This window comes from Lactobacillus sp. UMNPBX19, assembly GCF_002553805.1.
In the GTDB taxonomy this organism is placed as follows: domain Bacteria; phylum Bacillota; class Bacilli; order Lactobacillales; family Lactobacillaceae; genus Lactobacillus.
Map to the genome: position 1 here is coordinate 19197 of NZ_PCYR01000006.1, position 19889 is coordinate 39085.

Genomic DNA, 19889 nt, shown 5'->3' on the forward strand with positions numbered 1-19889 from the left:
GGCAGTAAGACAGAATAGGGCTAATTCATAAGGCATAGTAGTTTTATATAGTAATATTACAAGAAAACGTGTTCAAGTTACAAATATTACATAAACTGTAACATAAGGCACTTTTATTTAATAATGTGGTAGCATTCATGTCATGGTTTTGACATTTTGAGGCTGTATTATGTAACTTGTAAATTAAATGACTGATAAATATGAAAGGAAGAATTTCTCTTGAAATTTCAATCTATCTTAACTAAGTCACTTGCAGCAGCTGCTCTTACCGCAACTGGTTTGGTAGCTTTAAATTCACAAAATACTAATGACGCACAAGCTGCTACTATTGTTCAAAATGATACTAATGTTGTAACTATTAACAATGCAAACTCTACTGTTGCCGTTTGGGATGGCATTGAAAATGCCAACTTTACTGGTAAAGAATTAGTACATGGTACTACTTGGAAAGTTGTAAGAACTGCTTACGATGTTATGGGTAACAAGTGGTATGATCTTGGTGCAAACCAATGGATTATGGCTAAGTACACTGTAGAAGGTGGAAATGCTGCTAGTGCTCAAGTTGCTACTCCAGTAGCTCCTCAAGCACAAACTACTGTACAAGCTCCAGTACAAAAGCAAGAAACTGCTCAAGTACAACAAACAAAAACAGCTACTCCTGCAGCTTCACAACAAGTTTCTGCACAACCTGCACAAGCTCAAACTAAGCAAGCACCAGTAGCTTCTGCACAACAAACTACTCAAGTACAAGCTCCTAAGACTAACTACAACTACAATGTACAACGTACTTACTCAGCTCCTGTACAACAACAAAGAACTTATAGCTATGCTCCAGCACAAAAGCAAACTACTCAAGTAGCACAAACTGCTCAAACTCAAGCAACTACTAGCTACACTTCAAACGTATCTGGTTCTGAAGCAGCAGCTAAAGCTTGGATTGCAGGCCGTGAATCAGGTGGTTCATACTCAGCAAGAAATGGTCAATACATTGGTAAGTATCAATTATCAGCATCATACCTTGGTGGAGACTACTCAGCAGCAAACCAAGAACGTGTAGCAGATAACTACGTAAAATCACGTTACGGTTCATGGACTGGTGCTCAAAAGTTCTGGCAAACTAACGGCTGGTACTAAAATATCAACTGAATTATGCTAAAAAAGATCGCCAAAAGGCGATCTTTTTTATGCTCCTAATTAATTTTAAAAAATAATAAATATTTTTTAGAGAATTTTGTTGACAGAGGTTCGTATTTATAATATGATATTAATCGTTGGGTGATTAAGTTCATTCAAATAGAGCCAACAAGTAAAAGGCTTGAAGGATGGGTTATAGCCAAGTGGTAAGGCAATGGTTTTTGGTACCATCATGCGCTGGTTCGAATCCAGCTAACCCAATAGATTTGCCAGGTTTTACCTGGCTTTTTTTGTGCATAAGTTTGGATTGGAAGAGATCATAATGGGAACAAGACATGGACGTAATTCTTTTTTTGATGGGGGCTTAATTTCTTTTATTGGTTGGCATATCTTAGGAACACTTATTACTGTTTGTACATTAGGGATTTGCTATCCTTGGGCTGTGTGCATGATTTATGGTTGGGAAATTAACCATACTGTAATTGAAGGGCACAGGATGAAATTTACTGGAAGTGCCTTTGGATTATTTGGAAATTGGATTAAGTGGCTACTTTTAACCATTATTACAGTCGGCATTTATGGCTTTTGGGTAGGAATAAAAATTCGCGATTGGAAGGCAAAAAATACAATTTTTGTTAACTAATAGAAAAGACTAGAGATGATATAAAAAATGCACCATCTCTAGTCTTTTAATTTATAAAAAATTATTTTTCATCAAATGGATATTTCATTCCCCACGAAGTACGAACACTCGTTAAGATATGTGCTACATCTCTTGAAATACTTAATTCACCATCATCATGGCCTTGTTCGATATAACGCTCCATGTCTTGTATTTCATATTCAAGTGCTTCAGAAGTTTTACCAGCTGTTATTGTCTCATGACTTTCTTCATGAGCACTTGCAGTATAAGTAATCTGAGCTTCAGTTGCTCGAGGATAATTAGATATTTCTATATAGCCTTTAGTTCCAGAAATCACACCTCGTTTAGGCTGTTTTGCTCGCATTGAAAGAGCCATAACCGCCATCTCGTCATGAGTATTTTTTAGGATAATTCCTGATTGTTCATCAACACCCGTTTCAAAAAATTTTACTGTTGTTAAAATGCTTTCTGGTTGTTTTGATAAAAACATTCTTGCAAAAGCAGTAGCGTAGCCACCAATATCTAGAAGAGCTCCGCCAGCTAAAGCTTTATTAAAAAATCTATTGCTTGGATCATAGTCTTTAAGACTACCAAAGTTTACTTGAACTAGCTTAATTTTGCCTAATTTACCATTATCAATTAAATTCCTAACTTTTTGGTAAATAGGCATGTGGTAAAGTGTAAATCCCTCTGATAGAATCAAATTCTTTTCCTTAGCAAGTTTTTCTACTTCATCAAATTGATCTGCATTCACTGTAATGGCTTTTTCACAGAGAACGTGTTTACCAGCATTTAAAGCTTTTTTGATGTAGTCATAGTGAAATGTATGTGGAGTAGCAATATAAATAATTTGGATATTTGGATTATTAATCATTTCGTCAGGATTAGTAAAGATATGTTTGACCCTTTTTTCAGCAGCAAATTTTTTTAATTCATCTTCATTTGGATTAGCTGCTGCGTATACGTCACCTTTGCTAGCTTGCAATGCATCTGCCATTTCATGCGCAATCCATCCTGTACCAATAATACCCCAATTATATTTTTTCATAATTATTATCCTTTCTTTATTTCAACTGCTTTATTTTTAGTTTCGGTTATAATGCTGGTAACAATTCCTTCAAAATATGAACTACTTACAACCCCATTTTGTTTTAGGAGAAAACTGTTCAGCTTTTTTATATTATTCCAAGAAGTGTGAGGATAAATATCAATTAAAATATTACCCAATGGTGATCGCGCAAAGGATGCTACTGCTTTACCCAGACGAATTTTATAGTCGTATTCTTCAGGAATAGAGTTTATTATATTTTCAAGACAAGCGGGGACTACCTCAAGACAGAGGGGAATAGTAGGGGATAGTTCATCTCTAAATCGTTCTGCTGGAAGCAATAAGATGTATTCTTCCGTATTTTCAGCGGCTAGCTTTTCAAAAAGATGGATACCACCACCGCTCTTTAGAGCATTGAAATTTTTATCAATGCTATCACATCCATCAAAGGCTAGGTCTAAGTGAGGTGAATTTTCAATAAAAGGTAGTACCTTTAATCCAAATTGCTTACATTTAGCTTGAGTTATTTCAGAGGGAGAATAGAGTGTTAGATTCGAAATGTGTGCTTGATATAGATCTTTTGCGAGATTCAGCACATTGCTTCCACCACCCAAACTAATACTCATATTGGGTTTAATCTTACTAAGTGCTTTTTGACTAATTAGTGACATTTTAGTTCTCCGTAAATTATTTTTATAAATATAATTTTGTGAAAATTATTTACAAACTCAATAATACTTTCAAAAATTATTTTCGTCAAATGCAAAAATATGAAAATTATTTTATAGGCATGATATAATTTTTATGAAATGAGGGGAAATTTTTGGAAAATATTATTGATAAAATTTATGCGCAAATGAATAAAATGTCCGCTTCTGATCAAAAAATTGGAAGAGCAATTCTTGAAAACCCGGTTGAAGTTATAAATATTACAATTTCTCAATTAGCTAAAAAAGCAAAAGTAAGTGATGCATCTATAACAAGATTTTGCCGGAATTTATCTTTATCAGGATTTCATGAATTGAAAATTTTACTTGCACAAAGTATGGGGCAAAAGGAGAGTGAATCTTTAAGAGAACTACCTAAGGATGATATACAAGCTGCTCTAGCCCAAATTGAAAAAAATAAAATTAATGAAATTCAATCTACTTTAGGTCATATTCCAACCGATCAATTAGATCAGATTCTTTCTCTAATTGAAAAAAGTAGAATTGTTCAAATCAGTGCTGAAGGCGATACCTATCCTGTAGCTGCAGATGCAGTTTATAAATTTAATCAAATTGGTATTTTGTCGTTTGCTTCTGGTGGAAATGTTGAAACAGCAGATGCACAAACAATGAATTTAAACAATAAGGATTGTTTAATTGTAATTTCAAATTCTGGAGAATCGGCAGCTCTAATAAAAGAAATTGAGTTGGCTAAAAAGAATAAAATTAAAATTATCGGTATTACTAATAATCCAGATTCTCCGATTGCGTTAAATAGTGATTATCATTTAAGAACAGGAGTAAGACAAACGGTTTTACAAAATCAATATTACTTCTCTCGTGTAGCAGCTTTTACAATTATTGAAGCCTTATTTTTGTTGCTTATTAAAAGAGACGAGAAGCGAATTGAAAAGATTAAGCAACATGAAAAAATAGTTTCTAGTCAAAAGATATAAAATGAATTTAAAACTTAGGGCAAATGGATTATCCTTAAGGTGTAAGAATTTTTATAGAAAGTAGGAATTACAATGAGAAATGTAGCCGTAATTGGTATGGGACATGTTGGTGCGACAGTCGCTTTTACTTTATTTACTCATGGGATTGTTGATAATTTATACTTATTAGATAAAAATCAAGCTAAAGCAGAGGCGGAATATAATGATTTACGTGATACTTTAGCTAGAAATGATTATCATGTTAATGTGTTTCTAGGTGATTATAGCGATTTAAAGGATGTTGATATTATTGTAACTTCCTTTGGTAATATTGCTGCGACAGTTAAAACTGGAGATAGATTTGGTGAATTTGAAATTAATTCCAAGAATGCTAAGGAAGTAGGAGCTAAAATTAAAGAATCTGGCTTCAAGGGCATCCTAATTAATATTTCAAACCCATGTGATGCAATTTCGACTATTTTACAAGAAACTACTGGTTTATCTAAAAAACAAGTTTTCGGAACTGGAACTTTCCTAGATACTGCTAGAATGCAAAGAATTGTTGGGGAAGCACTTAATGAAGATCCAAGAAATGTAGCAGGATTTGTTTTAGGTGAACATGGAGCATCTCAATTCACTGCTTGGTCAACTGTCTCAGTTAATGGTAAGTCGGCTAAAGAACTGTTCACAAAAGAGCAAGAGGAAAAATTAAGTGCACAACCTAATAAAAATTCTATGAAAGTAGCATTTGGAAAAGGATATACCTCATATGCAATTGCGACTTGTGCTGTTCGCTTAATTCAAGCTGTATTTAGTGATGCCAGATTATTTGCACCAACTTCTGTATATTTAGATGAAGTACAAACATATATTGGATATCCAGCAATTATTGGAAAAGATGGGGTAGAAAAAGTTATTCCGTTAGAGTTAACTTCTGAAGAAGATGAAAAGCTAAGGGAGTCAGCTGATATCATTAAGAAGCATATTGCTCAATTAAAGTAGTTAATACTAAAATAAAAAAATTAGATTTTTTTCTAATTTTTACTTGCTTTTTGCTAGGCAGTTCGTTATTATAATTAAGTAACGTTTCGGAGGCCTAGCGAAGTGGCTAAACGCGGCGGTCTGTAAAACCGCTCTCTCTGAGTTCGGTGGTTCGAATCCACTGGCCTCCATTGCTGAATTTTATTCAGCTGGTTGCATTGAACAACAAGTAAAAGTTCAATCAAATGGGTTATAGCCAAGTGGTAAGGCAATGGTTTTTGGTACCATCATGCGCTGGTTCGAATCCAGCTAACCCAATAGTTCGAAAGAACACCCAACCCGAAAAAAAGGTCATCATATGATGACCTTTTTTGTTATATTGCGTTTTTAATTTATACTTTGTATTTTACCTTTCCAGTTAAGGATACCATCAGAAATGTTAATTAAATTATTATAACCTTTAGATTTTAAAAGTTGGCATACATGATGTGAAAGATCGCCAGACCGACAAATAAAATAGTAGGTCTCATTTTTAGGATCATTGAAGTACTTTAATTCTTCAAAAGGTAGATTATGACTCTCAGGAATATGACCTGATGCAAATTCAATTGGTGTTCGTAAATCATATAAATTGATGTTAGAATCTTTTTCTAAAATTTCTGCTAATTGATTTGTAGTAATGTTAATCATAGTTACCTCCGTTGATGATTATATTTAAGCAGAAAACATTGAAAATAAAGGGAATAATGTATGAAATTTTTGTGTAGAAAGGATCTATTTGTATGGCACGTCTTGTTAAAGTCAGTGGTCGAGGAGACGGTACTACTTGGAAAAGTGCTCTTAAAGACTTGCAGCCTGATGATGTATTACTACTTGCTCCTGGATTTTATGAGTTAGATCGAGGCTTAGAAGTAAATAATGTTACAATCAAGGGAACAGGCAATACTCCTGATGAGACAGTAATTAGTGGCTTTTTTGTGTTAGAGAATAATTGTAACTTTTTTACATTAGAAAATATTGCTCTTCAAACAAAATCAGGTCATAATACTATTTACGTTGAAGATGATGCCGATACCTATCTTACTTTACGTAATACTATCCTTTATGGGGATGAAGATGATATGGCTGCAATTGCTGTGAATGGTAAATGTACACTGGAATTATTCTCAAGTAAAATTTTGAACTCTAGTGTTTCTCTATTTGCTCAAGCTGATTTTAGACTTACTATGACTGATTCGTTAATTGATTATGATTCTGAAAATTACGCAGCTTTAGGTATTCAGGGAAAAGGGACTGCAATTATTTCTAACAGTATGATTCATGGTAATCTAAGTACATACCCTAATTCAAATGCTGAAGTTGACTTGAGTAATACGTCTATTTCCTATGGGTTAATTCATGGGCAGACTTGGGTAAATATGCTTAATTCAACTGTTGAAAAAAATGATGACTCTAGTTTCTATATTTCAGATGATTCATGGGTAAATATTTTACAGTCTGAATTTAAAGGTGGTATTTTTCTAGACAAAAATACGAGAACTTTAATTCAGAATAGTAAAATAGACCGTTTAATTGCTTGTGATAATGCAAAAGTAACCTTAAATAATTCTACTATTGTCAGTCATGCAGATTTTCAAGATAAGGCCACGGCAGATGCAACTAGAGTTGCTTTTTCTGGAAGAGATGATTTTGAGTATTTCTTAGCCTTAAATGGACAAGCGACTTTAGGAGGACGAGACTTAATTATTAATCCAAATGGGAGCAGGTTGGCAGTACAGGATGATGCTAAGATTAAACTAAATATTGTTTCAAGTAGTACTCAAGATTTAGAGGTTGAATGCAATAGGAGACCAAATATTAATATTTTGGGAATGCGTTGGGAAGTAAAGAAGAACAATGACTAATCAGCTAGTTTACGCTAAAATAAGTTTGGTAGCAGAATGAAGTGAGGGGTTATCATGCAAGAACCAATGTATATTAAAATTCACAACCAAATAAAGCGTGATATTGAAAATAAAAAATATAAAGTTGGAGAGCGGATCCCTGCTGAGCGGCAATTAGCTTCAAAATTCAATGTTTCTAGAATGACATTGCGCCAAGCAATTAAGACATTAGAAGACGAAGGAATCCTAGAGAGACGCTTAGGTAGTGGAACCTATGTCTCTAGTCAAAAGGTTCAAGAGAAAATGTCTGGGATTATGAGTTTTACTGACATAACTCGTTCCAATGGTCAAGTTCCTTCTAGTAAATTACTATCTTATCGTATAACGAAGCCATCGTTATCTGAAAAGGAAAAGTTGAAAATTCAAGATACAGATAACGTGCTAAGAATGGAACGTGTTCGTTTTGCAGATAATGTGCCGATTTGTTATGAAGTTGCTACAATTCCTTATGAATTAGTTTCCCGTTTTTCTAAAGATGAAATTTCAAGTAGTTTATATCAAACGCTTGAAGAAAAGGGTGGCTATAAGATTGGGAGTGTTGTAGAAAATATTGGTGCAGCTGTTGCTAATGAAAATGAGGCTCGTTTATTGTCAGTTAAAAAGGGTGAGCCATTAGTAACTAGACGCCAGGTTACTGAACTCAGCAATCACTATCCTTTTGAATATGTTCGTGCATCATATGTGGCCGAAAGATTTGAATTTACATTTGAAAAATAAAAAATGCATAATGCAGTTTGATTTTGTGATATGAACTACATTATGCAATTTTTTTATTTTAAGTCTTTTTTGATTTGTGTCGTAGAAATTCCAGGAGTTCTTTCAAGGTATTCAACTTTACAATAAGGTTTTAGAAAATCGAATTTTCCTTCCCAGTCATTACCCATTACGAAAGTATCAATATCATATTTTTGTACATCATTAATTTTTTGATCCCAGTTCTCTTCTGGAATAACTTTATCTACATATCTAATTGCTTCTAGAATATATTTTCTTTCCGCATAGCTATTATAGGCTTGCTTATGTTTGCTAAATTCATTAAATTCGTCTGTTGATAGACCTACGATTAAATAATCTCCTAAGGCTCGAGCTCTTTTTAGAAGACGAATGTGACCATAATGCAGTAGATCAAAGGTTCCGTAGGTAATAATTTTTTTCATAATAAATACTCCCTTGTAATAGTTACTATTCTAGCAGAAGTAGAAAAAAGTGAAACTTTTATATTGAAAAAGTTTTAAGTGTTTTTTTGTTAAAATAATAAATAGAGATATTACTTCACATAGAAATGGTTAAAAGTAGAGAATGAGTAGAGTTAATATTTTAGGAATTGAATTTGATAACTATTCTTTAGAAGAATTTAAAGATAGATTGATTAGTAGGTTAAATAATAAGTTATCAACCATGGTAGTAACAGCTAATCCCGAAATTGTAATGGCAGCTAATAAAGATCCAAAATTTATGAACCTTATTACCAAGAATGCGGATTTGATTACACCTGATGGAATTGGAATTGTCTTAGGTGGAAAAATGTTAAAAAAACCGCTTAAAGAACGAGTAACAGGATATGATCTATTTACTTGGCTGCTACAGGTAGGAAACTTAAGAAAATTGCGAGTATATTTAATTGGTGCAAAGCCTGAAGTAATGCGAATTACTAAAGAAAAAATTGCTCGTGATTATCCAGGAATTGAATTAGTTGGAGCAGAAGATGGCTATTTTAAGGATGATCTAAAGACGGTAGCTAAAAGAATTGAAGAATCAAGTCCTGATATGGTTTTTGCAGCAATTGGTTTTCCAAGACAAGAAGAGCTGATCTCCATCCTACGTCAAGCAAAAGTGCCTGCAATTATGATGGGAGTGGGCGGAAGTTTTGATGTTTTTTCTGGCGTAGTCAAACGTGCTCCAGAAGTATTTCAAAAAACGCATCTTGAATGGTTCTATCGCTTAATTACTAATCCAACTCGCTTTAAGCGCATGCTCGCATTGCCAGAATTTGTAGTTGAAGTTGAAAAATCAAAGAAAGAATTAATTAAATGAAAGTTTTACATATTAATGCTGGTTTAGAAAAAGGTGGTGGCCTGTCGCATATTGTTAATTTGTTGACAGAGGCAAAAAGACAAAATGTGGATTTTGAGCTTTTAACTTTAGCAGATGGGCCTGTAGCAAAAGCTGCTAAAAAGGCAAAAATTAAAACAACAATTTTAGGAGCACAAAGTCGTTATGATCTGAGTGTTTTAAAGCGTCTTACTAGTCTTATCAATGAGGGAAATTTTGATATAGTTCATACTCATGGAGCAAGAGCTAATCTGTTTGTCTCAATGATTAAAAAGCAAATCAAAGCAAAGTGGATTATTACGGTTCATTCTGATCCTTTAAAGGATTTTGAAGGTCGAGGAATGATTGGAAATATTTTTACTAAATTAAATATCATGGCTTTAAAAAAAGCAGATGGTATCTTTGCAATTACTCAGAACTTTTCTAACCTTCTAGTTGAAAAAGTAGGTATTCCGAAAACAAAAATTTGCGTAATTTATAATGGGATTTTTTTCCATCAAAATAAGAATGTTCCTAAAAAATATACTCATCCCTATTTCAATATTATTAATGTTGGTCGAGCTGAAAAAGTTAAGGGACAAGACTTGCTTTTAAAGGCAATAAAAAAAATTAATGATCAAAATATTCGGCTGCATATTGTAGGTGATGGCAGTGAATTGAATAATTTAAGAGCATTAGCACGAGATTTAGGAATTAGTTCACAAGTAACTTTTCATGGCTTTTTGACCCAGCAAGAGACTAGAAAGTTATATCAAAAGATGGATTTGGCAGTTTTAACATCGTATTCAGAAAGTTTTCCCCTTGTCTTATTAGAGGCTAGTGATAATTTAGTACCAATTTTGTCAACCGATGTTGGTGATATTGAGAAGATGATTCCTAATGAAGAGTATGGTTTTGTTGCTAAAATTGGAGATATAGACAGCATTAGTGAAAAAATAAGACAAGCTACGGCTAAGAGCAAGACAGATCTCATGGCTATGGCTGAAAAAGAAAAGACATATCTGATGCACGCTTTTTCAATGAAAAACCAATTAGTGGCAATTGAAAATTATTACAAACTTGTTTTAGGTGAAAATAGTGGAAAATTATCATAAAAGCAATATTTTAGCAATTTTAATTGGAATTCTCCCTTTAATTTTTGAATTTAGTAGCAATATTTGGAAGGGTGATAATGGCTTTTTCATTGTTAGTGCTGCTTATGGATTAATATTGCTCTTATTAGCTTTATCAATTCCTATTGAAGATTTAGATCAATGGTTTTTAGAAAAAACTTTGAGTCTTCTTTCATTTTTTTTAGCGTTAGCAGTGGTTCTAAATAATCTTGATATCTTCCCTTTATCAGAAATTGGTGCTTTATATCAATTGACAATTATCTCTTACATGGGGATTTTATATTTTTTAGATCTACACTTTAATGCAAAGAACTTAGTATTACTATTACTTAATTTAAATATTTTAGCTCAATTACCAATCAAAGCAGGTACTTTGCTAATTTTAATTATTTCTGTTTTGACTTTTGTCTTTTATCTGATTAGAGTTGTGGTTACTTTTAGTGAACAATTACGTCCTTTTTTATTGTGTGTTTACTTGATTGTTCTACTTATTTCTCTAGTTTGGTATGTACCTGAATTGCCTGATTTTGTTTTAAAAAATCTTTCTTGGAGTATTGGTTCAATCATCTTATTAATAGAAATAATTGGATCAATATTTTATTTGAAAGTTAAGGATCATTTAAGACCTACTAGTCATCTAATTGTCGGGATAATAATATTTTTAATTATTAACGAAATAAGCATGCTTGTTGCTGAGTCAAATGTGCTTAATACGAGTTATTTAGTTTTAATCTTTATTTTGTCTCTATCTATTGTTAATATCTTTGGAAATATTAGTTTAGGGAAGAAACAAGTAAAAATTTCTGTCCTCATCCCGGCTTATAACAGTGCAAAGACGATTGTTGAAGCCCTAGAATCAATAAAAAATCAAACCTATCAAAATTGGGAGATTATTTTAATTAATGATGGATCACAGGACGAAACAGAAACAATTTTAAGACGATACTTAGGAAATACAAAACTACCTCTTAAATATACTAAGCAAACTCATCATAATTATTTTAAGGCTATTAGACATGGTCTGAAGTATGCGAGTGGAGAAATAATTTTTGTTTTAGATGCCGATAAAATTCTATTCAACCAAAATGTTTTTTATCGTGCTGTTAGCACCATTCTTGGTGAAAAATGTGACGGAATGTTTGTTGGAATTAGAGCTATGTATCAGCGCTTAAAAGATGGTAAATTTCATTTAGTTAGACCTTATTATCGAAACGAAGTTAGTCTAATAAAAACCGCCCTGGGACTTGGAACAAATATTTATACTAATTATGCTTTTTGGCGAAGAGAGATATTTGAGACCAGCGTATATGAAAATTATTTAATTAATGGGATGCCAGCTTGGTATAATGCAGAAAATAATTTAGGATTAAGAGTAGTAAATGGTAATTTTGTTGGATTAAAATATCGGGTTTCCAAAAAAGTAAATTTAGGTGATAATCCTCTAAAACAAAATAATTCTAAAACTTTATTTGAATTATCTACAAATTTGAGGACTTTGCATCATATTGTAAGCCGGATAAATGTGCCGGCCTATTCTACTCAAGCGACTTTATACAATTTAATCAATCGGCTTCATATTGCTTCTTTATATCCATCAATTTTTAAACAAGGCCAAACTTCTTTAAAGGAAATCACGCCTCTAGTTGTTAAAAATATTAAAGATTCTGAATTGGATAATGTATATTTGAAAACAATTGTTGATTTTAGCAATAATTTTGACCCTCAAAAAACTGCAAAAATTGTTATTCCCAAAGGTACAAAAATATATTGGGGAACAGGAATTGATGAGTTTAGTAATAAGTTGTCAAAAAATACGTTAGAGCAGTTTTATTACGATTTAATAAAAATAATTAGTCAAGGAACTACTATTTACAAAATTAAAAAAGATGATCAGAAAAAGTTAGAACAGATCCTAGAATTTTTTACAATTAGGGATTATGTAAAAATAATAAGTAATTAAAATATCAAAAAGAGGCATCAAATTTGATGTCTCTTTTTGATATCTGCTCTTGTTTGATTATAATAAAATACAAGAAAAAAATTATTTATTTTAGTGATGAGGGGACAAAATGTTTTACCCACAAGTTGATCAAGATGATTCATTAATTTTACATACTGATTTGTATGAAATTAATATGATGTATACCTATTTTAAAAAGGAAATAAGTGAAAGAAATTCTGTATTTGAAGTGTTCTTTAGAAAAGAACCTTTTGGTAATGGCTACGCAGTTAATGCTGGTTTAAGTCATGTTATTCAATACCTAAATAATCTTCGTTTTAAAGAAAGTGATTTAGAATATCTCAAGGAAACTTGTGACTACGATGATGACTTTATCGATTATTTACGTAATTTAGAATTGAAGTTAACCATTCGAAGTGCTAGAGAAGGTGAATTAGTTTTTGCTAATGAACCAATTATGCAGATCGAAGGACCATTAGCTCAAGCACAATTAGTTGAAACTGCAATTTTAAACATTATCAACTTCCAGACTTTGATTGCTACTAAGGCAGCTAGAATTAAGGTGGCTGTTGGTAACGACGGCTTGATGGAATTTGGCTCACGTCGTGCACAAGAAACGGATGCAGCTATTTGGGGAACACGGGCAGCATACATTGGTGGCTTTGACGCTACTAGTAATGTTAGAGCAGGAAAATTATTCGATATTCCTGTCGCTGGTACTCATGCTCACTCTTTGGTTGAAGCTTTTAATAATGAATATGATGCTTTTAAAGCATATGCTGAGACTCATAAGGACTGTGTATTCTTAGTTGATACCTATGATACTTTAAGAAGTGGTGTGCCAACTGCTATTAAAGTTGCTAAAGAAATGGGCGACAAGATTAATTTCCAAGGAGTTCGAATTGACTCGGGTGATATGGCGTATATTTCTAAAAAAGTGCGTAAACAATTAGATGATGCTGGCTTCCCTGATGCAAAAATTTATGCTTCAAATGATTTAGATGAAAAGACTATTCAAAACCTTAAGATGCAAGGCGCAAAAATTGATGTTTGGGGAATCGGTACTAAATTAATTACAGCATTTGATCAACCTGCTTTAGGTGGTGTATACAAGTTAGTAGCAATTGAAGATAAAGAAGGCAATATGCGCGATACTTTGAAAATTTCTTCAAATGCTGAAAAAGTGTCTACTCCAGGTAAAAAACAGGTATGGCGGATTCAAGCAAACTCTGAGAAGAAAAATGAGGGTGATTGGGTATCACGCTATGATGAAGATCCAAGAAAATTTGATGCGCTCTTTATGTTCCATCCGCAATACACTTACATTAATAAGGTTGTTACTGATTATACTGCTCGTCCTTTACTACAAGAAATCTTCCATGAAGGAAAACTTGTTTATAAAGAACCTACTCTTAAAGAAACAAAAGAATTTGCAGCCAATAACTTAGACGGATTATGGGACGAATATAAGCGTAGTTTGAATCCACAAGATTATCCAGTGGATTTATCGCAAAAGTTATATGACAACAAGATGAATTTAATTAATGATATTCGTAGTCGAATTGTGAAAAGAGGATATTAAGATGCGTCCATTACAAGAAAAAATTGTTGCTTATGAACATGTGTTACCAGAAATTGACCCTAAAAAAGAAATTAGAAAGTCTATTGATTTTTTAAAAGATTATTTAAAAGAAAATCCTTTTTTGAAGACTTATGTTTTAGGGATCTCTGGTGGTCAAGATTCAACTTTAACTGGTAAACTCTGCCAAATGGCAATTGAAGAAATGCGTGAAGAAACTGGAGATAATTCTTACCAGTTTATTGCTGTTCGTCTACCTTATGGCGTTCAAGCAGATGCAAGTGATGCTGCCGATGCAATTGCTTTTCAAAAGCCTGATCAAGATTTGATTGTTAATATTAAAGAACCAGTCGATGCAATGGTAAAAGTAGTTGAAGCAACTGGTCAAAAAATTACTGACTTTAATAAAGGAAATATCAAAGCTCGTCAAAGAATGGTAGTTCAATATGCGATTGCTGGTGCCAATAATGGGGCTGTTGTAGGTACTGATCATGCAGCAGAAAACTTCTCGGGTTTTTACACTAAATATGGTGATGGTGCTGCTGATATTACTCCGTTATTTAGATTAGATAAGCGTCAAGGGAAGGAAATGCTTAAGGAACTTGGATGTCCTAAGCACTTATATGAAAAGGCACCAACTGCTGATTTAGAAGAAGATCGTCCAGACTTACCTGATGAAGTAGCATTAGGAGTAACTTACAAAGATGTTGACGATTACTTAGAAGGTAAAGATGTGAGTGAAGAAGCAGCTGAGCAGATTGAAAAGTTGTGGAAAAAGAGTGAACATAAGCGTCATTTGCCAGTAACTATTTTTGATGATTTTTATAAACAAAATTAGTTAAGTATTTTTCTTGGAGGAAATATGACGTTTTTTGTAGTTGGACCAGATGATCGAGGCTTTTTCAAAAAGCAGCGTACTACCTGGGAATTTGAAGATGCATTAAATCAAGCTTCAGATGGGGATGATATTTTAATTAAGAGAGATTATCAGTTCCCACTTGAGGATCAAAATTATGTAATTAACAAGAGTCTAAATATTTCTGGCGAAGATAATACTTTTATTTTAGGTGGCTTTATCATTAAAAATGGCGCCCAGGTAAAATTAAATAATCTGACTCTGAGACACTATCGAGATAAGAATAATTCTCTTCAAGTAATAAATAACAGTCAATTAATTGCGACACATGTTTCGGTCGTTAATGACGCTACGACTGGTCAAAATTATCCAATTATTTATGTAGATGATGGTGCTACTGCTCAATTTGATGATTTGTACGTTAAAAAGGATAAAATTGGTGACGGTGCACATAGAATTTATGTTGAAAAAGGGAATGTAGAGATAAAGAATAGTACTCTTAATTGTAAAATTACTGCTACTGAAGCAAATTTAACTCTTAATAATACTACGCTTAGCTATGGTGAAAGTAATGTCCTTAGTTTATATTCGAATACTGTTGCTACATTGCAAAATGTAACTGTAACGGGTGGAGTAAAAGAAAAAGATTATCCTTGCATTTTTAGTAGTGAATCTATTCTCAATATTACCTCTTCAATTATTAAAGAACCTAATTATTCTGGGGCCCTTTATTTACAAAAAGCTGCTCAGGCAAAAGTAGAAAATTCAATAATTGATTCTTTATATCTCTATGATCAAAGTAAGATAAATGTAGGAAATACAAGTAGAATTGTTGAGTCAATTACTCTAGAAGATCATAGTGCTTTAACTGGAGAAACTCTTTTACTTGATGGTAGAGATAATGGTAAAATCAACATTTTTGCTAACGGTGAAAGTAATATAACGCTAGACTGGATTGGCCTAGCATTTGAAAGTTCACCTAATATTAAAATTGAAGATAATGTAACTTTTAATGTTCCTGACGTTTATGTGTTGAAATTTGATTCTACTAATGATGAGTATGATTTAAATGAAAATAATCAATACACAATAGTAAAAGATAATTTACAAAACGATATTGAGTACTTTACTACCCAGAAAAAAGAGCAGGTACATAAAGCAGAAAAAGACCAAAAGGATCTACCAAAAGGTCCTCAAAAATCAGGTATGCAGCAGCTTGATGAAATGATTGGTCTAGAAACGGTAAAGCAACAAGTCAAAGAATTTATTGCAGTCACTGTTTTAAATAAAAAACGTGAAGAAAAAGGTTTAAATACTAGTTCTCAAACTTTGCACTCATTGTTTTTAGGAAATCCAGGAACTGGAAAAACAACGGTTGCTCGTATTGTTGGCCATGTTCTGTATGAAAAAGGCGTAATAGCTGAAGATAAGTTAATTGAGACATCTCGAGCTGATTTAGTAGCAGGATATGTTGGTCAAACAGCTGAAAAAACTAGGAAAGTTCTTGAATCAGCTTTAGGTGGGATCTTGTTTGTTGATGAAGCATATACCCTAGCTGGTGGTGGTCAGAATGATTTCGGTAAAGAAGCAATTGATGAAATATTAAAGTTTATGGAAGATCATCGCTCTAATATTATGATTATCTTTGCTGGTTATACTAACGATATGGAGAAGTTTTTAGAAACTAACCCAGGATTACGTAGTCGTATTCCGAATAAATTTGATTTTGAAGATTATACAGTTGATGAAATGGTTCAAATTGGATTGTTTTCTCTAAAGAAACAACAATATCATGTAAATCCTTCAAGTTATGCAGACTTATTGAAGAATAACTTAAGTAAGGATAACGATAACAGTAATGGGCGTTGGGTCAGAAATTTAAATGATAAGATCATAAAGAAACAAGCAGTACGCGTAGCCATGACTGATAGTTATTCAGAGGAAGACTTGATAAATATTACCGATGCCGATTTAGATGCTGTTAGACTTTAATTTTATAAATTTTAACTACTATTTTTGATGATTTATGTAAAAAGAACTAAACTTGTATCGGACTAGATAGTTTAATATACCATAGATGCATAAGAGAGTAACGGCAAGTTATTGCGATAAGTTCAACAACCGAGATGGATATCTCTGGACTTATCTTAATTAGTGAGACTTATGGCTGATAACTGGTCATAAGTCTTTTTTGTTTATGGGAGGATGTTTTACGGTGAAAGAGAAATACTATGCTCAAGAAATTTCTCAAATTGAGAAAGAGCTGAATACATCGTTAGACAATGGGTTGTCTGATAATGAGGCTAAGAAGAGATTAGCTTCAGATGGGCCCAATTCTTTAGCTTCAAAGAAAAAGCGTAGTATGTTTATGCGCTTTATCGATCAATTTAAGGACTTTATGATTATTGTCTTAATTGTGGCTGCCATTTTATCTGGTGTAGTTGCTAATGAATGGACTGATGCAGCAATTATTATGATTGTTGTTTTGCTGAATGCAATTTTAGGAGTAATTCAGGAAGCTAGGTCAGAAGCTGCAATTGATGCTTTAAAGGAGATGTCAACACCCAATGCCCATGTAAGACGTGGAGGCGTAATTTTAGAAATTCCAAGTACAGATATTGTACCTGGTGATATTGTCTTGCTTGAAGCAGGGGACGTTGTTCCAGCTGATATGCGGCTAGCTAAGACTGCGAGTTTAAAAGTTGAAGAGTCAGCTTTGACAGGTGAGTCAGTACCTGTTGAAAAGGATAGTGACGTGTTAAAAGCTGATGATGTAGCACTAGGTGACCGTGTTAACATGGCTTACGCAAATACTAATGTAACTTATGGACGAGCAGAAGGTATTGTGGTTGGCACTGGTATGAATACCGAAGTTGGTAAAATCGCAACAATGCTTAATAATGCAGATGAAACAGCTACTCCATTAAAGGAAAACTTGAATCAGCTTGGTAAGACTTTAACGATTATGATTTTGGCAATTTGTGTGATTGTCTTTATCGCAGGAATGTTTACCAAACAAGGAAGCGAGCCAACTAATAAATTAATTATCGATATGTTTCTAGTTGCTGTCTCCTTAGCTGTAGCTGCAATCCCAGAAGGATTACCAGCTATCGTAACTATTATTTTGGCTTTAGGAACGCAAACAATGGCTAAACATAAGGCAATTGTTAGAAAATTGCCAGCTGTTGAGACCTTAGGAGCTACCGATATTATTTGTTCTGATAAGACTGGTACTTTGACACAGAACCAAATGACTGTTGAAAAAATTTACTATAACGGTGAACTGTATAATGATGAAGCAACAATCAATAGTGATAATCCGGCTATGATGTCGATGATATTAGCTAATGATACAAAGATTGAAGACGGCGGTCGGCTTTTAGGAGACCCAACTGAAACAGCCTTGATTCAATATGCTTTTAATCAAAATATTAAGGTTGAAGATCTTCTTAAGAAAGATAGCCGCGTTCAAGAAGTTCCATTTGATTCAGAAAGAAAATTAATGTCTACGGTTAACCATTATGGCGATAAGTTCTTTGTTGCTGTAAAGGGTGCTCCAGATGAATTATTAAAGCGAGTAACGAAAATTGAAAAAGATGGTCAAGTAACGCCAATTTCAGATAGTGAAAAAGAAACAATTCTTGCATCAAATAAAGGGATGGCTGAACAAGCTTTACGTGTCTTAGGACTAGCTTATAAGATTGTAGATAAAGCTTATGATGATCCAACGACTAGTAATGTTGAGCAAGATCTAATCTTTGCTGGCTTGGTGGGAATGATTGACCCAGAAAGGCCAGAAGCAAAAGCTGCTGTTGCCGAAGCAAAAAGTGCCGGTATTAGAACAGTAATGATTACTGGTGACCATCAAATTACAGCTGCTGCAATTGCATCTCGTTTAGGCATTTTAGAAGAAAGTCCAGATAAAAATAAGGCTGTAATTACTGGTGCGGAACTTGATAAACTTTCTGACGAATACTTCAATGAGCATGTTCAAGACTATAGTGTCTATGCTCGTGTTTCACCAGAAAACAAGGTTAGAATTGTTAAAGCATGGCAAGCAAATAATAAGATTGTTGCTATGACTGGGGATGGTGTTAACGATGCACCTAGTCTAAAACAAGCTGATATCGGTATTGGTATGGGAATTACTGGTACTGAAGTTTCAAAAGGTGCAGCTGATATGGTTTTGGCAGATGATAACTTTGCGACAATTGTTGAAGCTATTAAACAAGGACGTAAGGTATTTGCCAATATCCAAAAAGCAATTCTTTATCTGATGAGTTGTAACGTTGGTGAAGTTTTAACTGTCTTTATGATGACAATGCTTGGTTGGGATATATTGATGCCGGTTCAATTGTTGTGGATTAACTTAGTTACTGATACTTTGCCAGCTATTGCTTTAGGTGTTGAGCCTGTTGAGCCAGGTATTATGAAGAATAAGCCTCGCGGTAGAAAGTCTAATTTCTTCTCCGGTGGTGTTGCAAGTTCAATTATTTATCAAGGTATCTTAGAGGGTATTTTGGTCTTAGGTGCATATCAGCTTGGGTTACATGTTGGTCCACATGTTGGAAATGCAGCTATGCAACACGCAGATGCTTTAACTATGGCCTTCCTTACCTTAGGATTAATCCAATTATTCCATGCCTTTAATTCTAAATTTATTAATAAATCAATCTTTAGAGCACAAACATTTGAAAATAAGTGGTTTAATGGAGCAATTCTTATTTCTGCTTTAGTTATGGCAGCAGTAGAAATTCCATTTTTAACTAAGATTTTTGATGTAACTGAGTTAGATGGGATGCAATGGCTTGTAGTCATTGTTGCTGGATTCTTGATGATAATTATTGTCGAAATTGTCAAATTCTTTGAAAGAAAAGCTGTTAGAAAGTAAAGTTTTATCAAATAATCAAAAAAAGCTTGAGTTTACTCAGGCTTTTTT

Annotated in this window: 17 protein-coding genes and 3 tRNA genes; 16 read left to right on the top strand and 4 right to left on the bottom strand. The window is 33.4% G+C overall.

The annotated features are described in order from the left end of the window. Positions 1–219 precede the first annotated feature (219 nt). The 3 genes from CP370_RS02905 (at position 220) to CP370_RS02915 (ending at position 1777) form a co-directional block, all read left to right on the top strand. Positions 220–1134 carry a cell surface protein gene (locus CP370_RS02905; RefSeq protein ID WP_087712693.1) on the top strand — a complete coding sequence of 305 codons (915 nt, stop codon included), beginning with the start codon at positions 220–222 and terminating at the stop codon, positions 1132–1134. Positions 1135–1323: 189 nt separating this feature from the next. Beyond that, a tRNA-Gln gene (locus CP370_RS02910) sits at positions 1324–1395 on the top strand. A gap of 61 nt (positions 1396–1456) precedes the next feature. Further along, a complete protein-coding gene (locus CP370_RS02915) occupies positions 1457–1777 on the top strand; it encodes a DUF898 family protein (RefSeq protein WP_087712695.1) in 321 nt (106 codons plus the stop codon). A gap of 61 nt (positions 1778–1838) precedes the next feature. On the opposite strand, the gene CP370_RS02920 is transcribed toward CP370_RS02915, so the two are convergent. Then, a complete protein-coding gene (locus tag CP370_RS02920) occupies positions 1839–2825 on the bottom strand; it encodes a Gfo/Idh/MocA family protein (protein ID WP_087712696.1) in 987 nt (328 codons plus the stop codon). Between the two features lie 5 nt (positions 2826–2830). Further along, positions 2831–3496, bottom strand: coding sequence for a ribose-5-phosphate isomerase A (locus tag CP370_RS02925; protein ID WP_087712698.1), 666 nt, complete (start codon positions 3494–3496; stop codon positions 2831–2833). 152 nt (positions 3497–3648) lie between these two features. On the opposite strand from CP370_RS02925, the gene CP370_RS02930 reads away from it, so the two are divergent. From CP370_RS02930 to CP370_RS02945, 4 genes are all read left to right on the top strand, one after another. Next, entirely contained in the window at positions 3649–4488 is an 840-nt protein-coding gene (locus CP370_RS02930) for a MurR/RpiR family transcriptional regulator (RefSeq protein WP_087712700.1), read from the top strand. A 72-nt stretch (positions 4489–4560) separates the two neighbouring features. Beyond that, positions 4561–5469, top strand: a complete 909-nt coding sequence (locus CP370_RS02935) for an L-lactate dehydrogenase (protein WP_004893431.1) — start codon at positions 4561–4563, stop codon at positions 5467–5469. A gap of 88 nt (positions 5470–5557) precedes the next feature. Beyond that, positions 5558–5639, top strand: a tRNA-Tyr gene (locus CP370_RS02940). Positions 5640–5694: 55 nt separating this feature from the next. Next, a tRNA-Gln gene (locus CP370_RS02945) sits at positions 5695–5766 on the top strand. A gap of 69 nt (positions 5767–5835) precedes the next feature. On the opposite strand, the gene CP370_RS02950 is transcribed toward CP370_RS02945, so the two are convergent. Next, a complete protein-coding gene (locus tag CP370_RS02950) occupies positions 5836–6138 on the bottom strand; it encodes a rhodanese-like domain-containing protein (RefSeq protein WP_087283693.1) in 303 nt (100 codons plus the stop codon). Positions 6139–6230: 92 nt separating this feature from the next. Here CP370_RS02950 and CP370_RS02955 point away from each other — a divergent pair, with 92 nt between their 5' ends. After that, positions 6231–7352 carry a hypothetical protein gene (locus CP370_RS02955; protein WP_087712702.1) on the top strand — a complete coding sequence of 374 codons (1122 nt, stop codon included), beginning with the start codon at positions 6231–6233 and terminating at the stop codon, positions 7350–7352. Between the two features lie 54 nt (positions 7353–7406). Beyond that, positions 7407–8108, top strand: coding sequence for a GntR family transcriptional regulator (locus CP370_RS02960; protein ID WP_004893439.1), 702 nt, complete (start codon positions 7407–7409; stop codon positions 8106–8108). A 53-nt stretch (positions 8109–8161) separates the two neighbouring features. On the opposite strand, the gene tagD is transcribed toward CP370_RS02960, so the two are convergent. Next, positions 8162–8548, bottom strand: coding sequence for a glycerol-3-phosphate cytidylyltransferase (gene tagD, locus CP370_RS02965; protein WP_004893441.1), 387 nt, complete (start codon positions 8546–8548; stop codon positions 8162–8164). A gap of 142 nt (positions 8549–8690) precedes the next feature. Here tagD and CP370_RS02970 point away from each other — a divergent pair, with 142 nt between their 5' ends. The 7 genes from CP370_RS02970 (at position 8691) to CP370_RS03000 (ending at position 19841) form a co-directional block, all read left to right on the top strand. Continuing rightward, positions 8691–9425 (top strand): WecB/TagA/CpsF family glycosyltransferase, encoded by a 735-nt coding sequence (locus tag CP370_RS02970; protein WP_087712703.1) that lies wholly within the window; start codon positions 8691–8693, stop codon positions 9423–9425. Continuing rightward, on the top strand, positions 9422–10537 hold the full coding sequence (locus tag CP370_RS02975; RefSeq protein WP_087712705.1) for a glycosyltransferase: 1116 nt from the start codon (positions 9422–9424) through the stop codon (positions 10535–10537). Before CP370_RS02970 ends, CP370_RS02975 begins: the two co-directional genes overlap by 4 nt. Continuing rightward, the gene (locus CP370_RS02980; RefSeq protein ID WP_087712706.1) at positions 10521–12515 is read left to right on the top strand and encodes a glycosyltransferase family 2 protein; all 1995 of its coding nucleotides are present in this window, start codon (positions 10521–10523) and stop codon (positions 12513–12515) included. The genes CP370_RS02975 and CP370_RS02980 overlap by 17 nt, the downstream gene beginning before the upstream one ends. Positions 12516–12624: 109 nt before the next feature. Beyond that, on the top strand, positions 12625–14097 hold the full coding sequence (locus tag CP370_RS02985) for a nicotinate phosphoribosyltransferase (protein ID WP_087712707.1): 1473 nt from the start codon (positions 12625–12627) through the stop codon (positions 14095–14097). Between the two features lies 1 nt (position 14098). Then, positions 14099–14932, top strand: coding sequence for an ammonia-dependent NAD(+) synthetase (gene nadE, locus CP370_RS02990; RefSeq protein ID WP_004897875.1), 834 nt, complete (start codon positions 14099–14101; stop codon positions 14930–14932). A 24-nt stretch (positions 14933–14956) separates the two neighbouring features. Then, positions 14957–16942: an AAA family ATPase gene (locus CP370_RS02995; protein ID WP_087712709.1), complete on the top strand. Its 1986-nt coding sequence runs from the start codon at positions 14957–14959 to the stop codon at positions 16940–16942. 205 nt (positions 16943–17147) lie between these two features. Next, complete coding sequence (locus CP370_RS03000) at positions 17148–19841, top strand: calcium-translocating P-type ATPase, PMCA-type (protein ID WP_180707250.1); 2694 nt, start codon at positions 17148–17150, stop codon at positions 19839–19841. Positions 19842–19889: the final 48 nt, after the last annotated feature.